Genomic DNA, 5,644 nt, shown 5'->3' on the forward strand with positions numbered 1-5,644 from the left:
ATAAAGTGCGCAAATGATTGTGGGCCTCAAGGCTCCGAGTTTTCTAAGGGGCAAATCGCGAATTCCGCTAGCTGCCGTGCCGCAAATTTTGCCTTAGAAAATGCCTCGGAATTCGCGCCTCAAGATGAGAATTGCGTCGGTGAGAATTCAATGTTTTTGGCAAAAGGGCAAAATTACGCGCTAAAAAATTCCGCCGGGCAAAATTTAGCACAGAAAAGCTCCGCACAAGAGTGGTGCCCTTCGAATTTGCCGCCGCAAGCGGGAAATAAATTTGCGCCCGAATTTGAGCAATCCGCGCAGTCTGCGTTAACGGGTGAGAATTCTACGTTTGCTTCTTCTATGGCGGAGGGGGCGCTTGGTGATGAGCCCGCGTCTGCTGCTTTTGGAAGCGAATCAACTTTTGCGGCCAAGCCAGTAAATTTTTATGACAAACCTGCGCGCAAAGCACCTGCGAAAGAGCGCTCGAGCCTTAGAGAGCGTCCGCAGGCTCTGCCTATTGCAAGCGCTTCGCGTCCTGTCTCGCTGCCGCAAGCATCTAAAGCTAGGCTCATTGAGCTTAAGCCGCGTTTCATAGGCATCGCGCATAGGATTAAAATTTCGTTTTTGAAAAAGAGCGCGAGCGAGCCTGGCGAAGGGGTTTTGGCGCGCGTTCGTATTCCACTTTTGATGGAGAATTTCGGTCTTAATGATATTTTGTCGTCCACGGCGAGCTACCAAATGGCGAAAAAGATGGTGCGCACGATCGCTGATCTTTACATCGCCAAGGACCTGCGCGGCGTGCACATAGGCGTGCCGGTGCGCCTTGAAATGGGCTTTAAAAGCGGTATCTCCGACGTCAGCAACCACGCCTTTATCTTTAAGCTCATCGAGGACAGCCTCGTCAAAAACGGCGTCATCGACGATGATAACGCAGATATCGTGCGGGAGATCAAGCTCTTTAAGCAAGACATTTTCGATGGGGTTTTAGTAAATATCGTGCGGTTTGAGTAGAGACTTTGCGGCGCTTTGCAGATAAATTTTAAAAAATTCGCGTTACCACATGAAATTCCATCGTTTTCGAGCTTTAGCTCACATCGCAACAAGCGCTTTTTAAAATTTTTTGATCAAACCAGTAAAATTTGAAAGGATTGAGATGCAAAAAGTCTTTTTTAATTCGCCCATTGGAATGCTTGAAATTTGGGATGACGAGATCGGGATCTGCAGTATCGACTGGGTCAAAAACTCTGCCTGCAGGCCCAATGGTGAGATCTTTAGAAAGTACGAGGCAGGGCTTAAATTCGGCTTTGTGCATGCCGCGGACGATAAAGGACGCGATTTAAAGCTTAGCGATTTAAGAAAGAATTTGACTCTTTGCACCGATGAGCTTAGTACCTATTTTAGGGGCGAGCTTGAGAGCTTTAGCGTTAAACTGAGCCAAAATGGCACGCAGTTTCAAAAGTCCGTGTGGAGCGCACTTTTAGATATCCCCTACGGCGAGGTCGTAACATACGGTGAGCTAGCCGCAGCTATCGGCAGACCGCGCGCAAGCCGCGCAGTAGGCGGCGCAAATGGCAAAAACAAAATCCCCATCATCGTGCCGTGCCACCGCGTCGTAGCTGCAGGCGGACTCGGCGGATACAGCGGCACCGGCGGCGTAGCGACCAAAGCGTGGCTACTAAACTTTGAAAGAGAAAGCTTAGCCAAATTTGGCAAGTAAAATTCCGTTAATTCCGCCTTGCCGCTCAGGCGTTTATTTTAAAATTTTATCGCGCGGCGCTGCGAAATTTCATAAAGCGATTTTGTAAATTTCTAGTTTTGCGGCGACCAAGGTAGTTAAAATTTTGAAAGAAGCGAAGCCTGCTAAGCCGGCTTGAAGCCTTAATTTGGAATTTATCGCGCCGCAGACGCTTGCTATGAGTGGTTGAAATTTTTCGCAGCGGTAAAATTTAGCCTCACGAAATTCTACGCTGAAGTCCTTCGATAAATTTTATCCTGCGTGCATTTAGTGCGGCAGCGCGTAAAGCAGCAAAATTTTGCCGATCCTTTTGTGCAGATAGGCAAGGATAGCAAGTTTTGAGGCGGAATTTTGCAGAGGTTAAAATTCTGTGCCGCTACGCCGTATGGGTAAAATTCCACGCCGCCGTATCAAAGCAAAGTAAAATTCTTAAATCGCGCTTGTCAGGCAGGGTTAAAATCTGCGCAGAAGCGGTAAGCGGGGCGGAATTATCTCAGCGGCAACGTGACCAAGTAAAATTTTATAAATCCGCGAAGCAGGCGGTATCCCAGCAGAAATGGCATTGTCCTAGCCAAGCTTCTTGCGTAAGCAGCGGGCGCGTCAAAGATAAAATTTCTCGCGGAGGCGGCAAAGTACAGCAATATGCTGCTAAAGGCACCTGGCGAAGATGAAATTCTACGCAAAGAGAGCGAGATGAATTTTGCGCAAAGACCGCGCTATTTGCTGAAATTCGCGCAAAAGCAGTATTCTTTTAAAAAATTCCTAGTAGCGGTAGCGTTCGTCGGCGAAGCTCGCCTTTGAAAGCGACGTTTTGCTAGGATTTCTTGCGAAAGCGACGTTGCATAGTGTTGCATAGCAAAGTAATTGTAAAAGCGGCGAGCGTGCTGTAGATAAAATTCTTGGCAAAAGCGGCGTAGCAGGGCAAAATTTCTACGTAAGACGCGAAGCAAAGATAAAATTTGCCAAGCAGCTACGAGCGAAAACCCTGGCAAATTCAGCAAAGTTTGGTAGAACGCAGAATTTTTATCAAATCTACGTAGCTTTGCCAAATCCCTAAATTAGTCGAAATTTTCTATCAGATCGCTAAAAATTTTAGCTAAATTTTCGACGTCGCTAATCTCTACTCGTTCATTGATCTGATGGATAGTGTCGTTTCGCACGCCAAACTCCGCCGTCTCCACGCCAAACTCCGCGAAGTATCTCGCATCGCTCGTGCCGCCTGCGGTGTTTGGCTCGGCTACTGCGCCGCAGATCTTCTGCACGCTAGCGCTTAGTTTTTGCACGATTTTGGAGTTTCGCTGAGTTAAAAAAGGCTTTGAGGAGCTTTTTAGCGCGAGGTGTAGCGACGCACCTGCTCGCAGCTGCGCGGTGCAGCTCATTTCTAGTTTGCCGCAGGATTCGCTTTCGCTGCATAGCGCATCTTTTGCATCTAGCTCAAATAATCTCAGTACGTAGTCTCGCACGTCTTTTAGCCCCAGCCCTACGCCGCCGCGGACGTTAAACATCACGCGCACGTCCTTAGGTGTTACGTTTACTACCTGCGAACCGCCGCGAATGTCGGTGATGACTATCTTGGCTGGAGCGAAATCCTCGCTACCTGCGTCCAGATCATGCCCCGCAAGACTTGCAAGCACCGGCGCTAAAATGTGGACAGGATTGATGCATTTATCTGGGTAGGCTGCGTGCCCGCCGATACCTGTGAGCGTGAGGACGCCGTTAATCGAGCCGCGACGGCCGATCTTAATGGTATCACCGAAGCGCACTTCGCATGTAGGCTCCGCAACGATTGCGAAGTCGGGTAGGGCACCTTGCTCGCGCAATTTAGAGAGCATTTCACGCGTGCCGTAGATGCCGTCGCCCTCCTCATCGCTGGTTAGTAGTAGGCTTAGCGTGCCCTTAAAATCGCGTGCCGCCGCTAGCGCGCAGATTGCCGCTGCGATGCCGCTTTTCATATCCTGCGCGCCGCGCCCGTATAAAAAGCCCTCCGCTTCCACCGGCACAAACGGATCGCTCGCCCAGCCCTCGCCCGGCGGCACGACGTCGATGTGTCCGGCAAAGCACAGATGCGGACCCTGTCCGAAGCACTTGGTAAAAATCGCGTTAGTTACGCCGTTTAGCTCGAATCTATCCTCGCTAAAGTCTGCCAGCAGCATCGAGACGTAGTTGAAAGCTCCGTCGTCGCTAGGCGTGAGCGAGCGGAATTTGATGAGCTCTTTTAGAATTTCAATCGGTTTCATAAGCCATCCTTTGGTTTAAATTTTAGCAAAAATTATAGCGTATAAAAGCTTTAGTGCGAAAAATACCAAAATAAACGCCGAGATATATGCAAATGCTCGCACTACTATGTTTGGAAGCTTGCTGCGGGCTAGATATATCGCAAGCGGAAAAAGCGTGATCCAAGCTAAGATTCCGCTTACAAGCCCCGCAAGAGCAAGCGCAAAATCTGCTCGCGCGGTGCCGGCAGAGACGCTGAGCCAAAACATAATGACGTATGGATTTAGTAAATTTATCAAAAAGCCTTTGCCGTAAAGCGCTACGCCTGAGCAAGCCTCGACGCTTGCAGGCTGCACCGAGCTAGTCGCGCCATGCCAGATCGCGTACGCCGTGTAGAGTAAAAAGCATGCGCCAAATACCGATATGCAGGTAAAAACGATCGGGATTTTGGCTAACTGCGATATGCCGAACGCCGAGAGCGCCAGATACAGCATGTCCGCGCTCATGGCGCCGAGGCCCAGGCACAGCGCCTTGGTGTAGCTTCGCAGCGCGTAGGACATTATCAGCACGTTTACCGGGCCGATCGGCACGCTAACGCCCAGACCCATCAAAACCCCTTGTACGAACGATTGCATCCTTTTGCTTGTACTCCCCAATCTGCTCTAAAATTTCGGCGTGCGGCGCTGCGAAAAAATCTATGGGCACGGCTTTGCGAATAGATCGATGACGCACAGCTTTGCGAATAGATCAATCCTAAAATTCCGCGCGACCGCCGATCGGTTTTAAATTTAACGCAAATGCCGCCATATGCGTCTTAGCTTTAAAATTTTAACGCGTGCGTCGTAGCGAGCTAGGCTCTAAAATTTTTAATGTGTGCGGTTGCATGCGCCTCGGCTTTGAAATTTAACGAGCGCTTCACATACACGCTCAGTCGCAAAATTTCAATATGAGCATTATGTGCTTGAAATTTATACGAGCATTCGTGCGGCGGACCCGCTCACTAGACTTCAAATTTGGTTTTTAAATTTTAACGCACGGATCGCGGTTTAAATTTGCGGCTCGAATTTCGCGAAGCAAAATTTGCCGTTTCGCTGCGCCGCTAAGTTTGCGAGCTAAATTTTGCAGGGCAAAATTTAAACTAGCAAAAGATTGGCGACGAACGGCGGCTCGCGCAAGCCGGTAAATTTTAGTCTCGTAAATTTAAAGATCGCAGCGGTAAAATTTAGCTCGCCGAAATTTTGCTTTGCGTAATTTCGCGTATCCGCACCCATAAACGGCTCATGATCGCAGCTGAAATTTTGCGGAATGAAATTTCGCGCCTTAAAATTTTATCCATAAATTTTAAAAACCCAGCCGCGGCGTCTGAAATTTGACCGATCGCACGCTTTAAATTTAGCCACACGCTCACAATTCGGTTGTGCCCATATTTAAATTTATCGCCCGTCGCAGAACCTTGCCCGCAAAACAGACGCGCTGCAAAATAGACCCCGCCGCGAGGCTAAACGCACCGTAAATTTTATCGTTTCGCAGTGGGGCAAATTCAGTGCTGCAAAGCAAGAACCTGCGCGCCGCCGGATTAAATTTACGTCGCAGAGCAAATTTCACGCCGCAGCCATTTTCGTGAAAATCCCGCGACGCAAGAGCTTTAAGCAGTCTGCTTAGTAAAATTCCGCGATCGCAATAGCTAAATTTAAAACGAAAAATCCCCCGTCGCGC

7 protein-coding genes are annotated in these 5,644 nt (G+C 49.1%); 3 read left to right on the top strand and 4 right to left on the bottom strand.

What is annotated here, in order from left to right:
• The 3 genes from Q0614_RS05005 to Q0614_RS05015 all read left to right on the top strand — a co-directional run.
• A partial coding sequence (locus Q0614_RS05005; RefSeq protein WP_298786978.1) for a hypothetical protein occupies positions 1–990 on the top strand: 990 nt, incomplete at its 5' end.
• A gap of 142 nt (positions 991–1,132) precedes the next feature.
• A complete protein-coding gene (locus Q0614_RS05010) occupies positions 1,133–1,696 on the top strand; it encodes a methylated-DNA--[protein]-cysteine S-methyltransferase (protein ID WP_298786980.1) in 564 nt (187 codons plus the stop codon).
• A 660-nt stretch (positions 1,697–2,356) separates the two neighbouring features.
• Positions 2,357–2,515, top strand: coding sequence for a hypothetical protein (locus tag Q0614_RS05015; RefSeq protein WP_298786982.1), 159 nt, complete (start codon positions 2,357–2,359; stop codon positions 2,513–2,515).
• Between the two features lie 257 nt (positions 2,516–2,772).
• Here the strand turns inward: Q0614_RS05015 and dapE are convergent, their stop codons facing one another.
• From dapE to Q0614_RS05035, 4 genes are all read right to left on the bottom strand, one after another.
• Positions 2,773–3,951 (bottom strand): succinyl-diaminopimelate desuccinylase, encoded by a 1,179-nt coding sequence (dapE, locus tag Q0614_RS05020; protein WP_298786984.1) that lies wholly within the window; start codon positions 3,949–3,951, stop codon positions 2,773–2,775.
• Between the two features lie 15 nt (positions 3,952–3,966).
• The gene (locus Q0614_RS05025) at positions 3,967–4,563 is read right to left on the bottom strand and encodes a LysE family transporter (RefSeq protein ID WP_298786986.1); all 597 of its coding nucleotides are present in this window, start codon (positions 4,561–4,563) and stop codon (positions 3,967–3,969) included.
• A 587-nt stretch (positions 4,564–5,150) separates the two neighbouring features.
• A complete protein-coding gene (locus tag Q0614_RS05030; protein ID WP_298786988.1) occupies positions 5,151–5,336 on the bottom strand; it encodes a hypothetical protein in 186 nt (61 codons plus the stop codon).
• On the bottom strand, positions 5,333–5,644 hold a 312-nt coding region (locus Q0614_RS05035; protein ID WP_298786989.1), incomplete at its 5' end, for a hypothetical protein. The genes Q0614_RS05035 and Q0614_RS05030, both read right to left, overlap by 4 nt.

Source organism: uncultured Campylobacter sp. (assembly GCF_937997595.1).
Classification (GTDB): domain Bacteria; phylum Campylobacterota; class Campylobacteria; order Campylobacterales; family Campylobacteraceae; genus Campylobacter_B.

Excerpts from the sequence above, each read along its gene's own strand:
- Q0614_RS05010 (WP_298786980.1), top strand. The coding sequence starts at position 1,133 with ATGCAAAAAGTCTTTTTTAATTCGCCCATTGGAATGCTTGAAATTTGG.
- Q0614_RS05015 (WP_298786982.1), top strand. The coding sequence starts at position 2,357 with ATGCTGCTAAAGGCACCTGGCGAAGATGAAATTCTACGCAAAGAGAGC.
- dapE (WP_298786984.1), bottom strand. The coding sequence starts at position 3,951 with ATGAAACCGATTGAAATTCTAAAAGAGCTCATCAAATTCCGCTCGCTC.
- Q0614_RS05025 (WP_298786986.1), bottom strand. The coding sequence starts at position 4,563 with ATGCAATCGTTCGTACAAGGGGTTTTGATGGGTCTGGGCGTTAGCGTG.